Raw genomic sequence first — 645 nt, 5'->3', positions numbered from 1 at the left:
CACTATGTACCCATGTTTCGTTATTACCATGAACAAACTCAGATAGTTTTCTATATGTAGAAGATGCTTGTTTCCTATAATCGTCGATCTTACCTGAAAGTTCTTTAAGAAATGCTTTAGCAAATCGCTGAGAAAGAACTCCATTATATTCATCAATCAAACTTGACCATTTTATATCTGCTCTACCATCTAACCATTCATTTAGTTCCATTTTATGCACTGAAAAGTGTATTGTACCAAGCCCCATCTCTAATGCTAAACGCAGTGATGCAAAAGCTTGCCTATACATACCAACCGTCAAATTAAGAGTTGCTGATTCTAGCTGAGCACTTACAGTAACAAACATATTTTTTTCCAAAGGATCAGGAATGTATTCTGAAAACTCAAAAATACAGGAAGCAAAATGATGAGCTTTCCCAAGTTGCTCATTATACAATATAGACTTTTCAAAAATTGCCTGTGACTCTTTATTTAGCTTAGTAAAGTACTCTTGAATATTCATAATATATCTAAAACTTTATAATATTGCATTTCCGTAAATTAACATCTGTAAGGCTACCATGTTAATATACATAAACATAGTTAGGAAACATATAATCTATTGAAGGTTAATGGTTTCTTTGTATGGGGATAGCAACCAAAAAA

General features: G+C 32.2%; 1 protein-coding gene. It reads right to left on the bottom strand.

Annotated elements, in window-relative coordinates; all coding sequences use genetic code 11:
- On the bottom strand, positions 1-502 hold a 502-nt coding region (locus BTV99_RS12550), incomplete at its 3' end, for a hypothetical protein (RefSeq protein WP_075102679.1).
- Between the last annotated feature and the right edge of the window lie 143 nt (positions 503-645).

It is taken from the genome of Psychrobacter sp. Rd 27.2, assembly GCF_001921755.1.
GTDB classification, from domain to species: Bacteria; Pseudomonadota; Gammaproteobacteria; order Pseudomonadales; family Moraxellaceae; genus Psychrobacter; species Psychrobacter celer.
The sequence above is the reverse complement of the archived record's forward strand: the minus strand, read 5'-3'. Positions and strand labels throughout refer to the sequence as shown.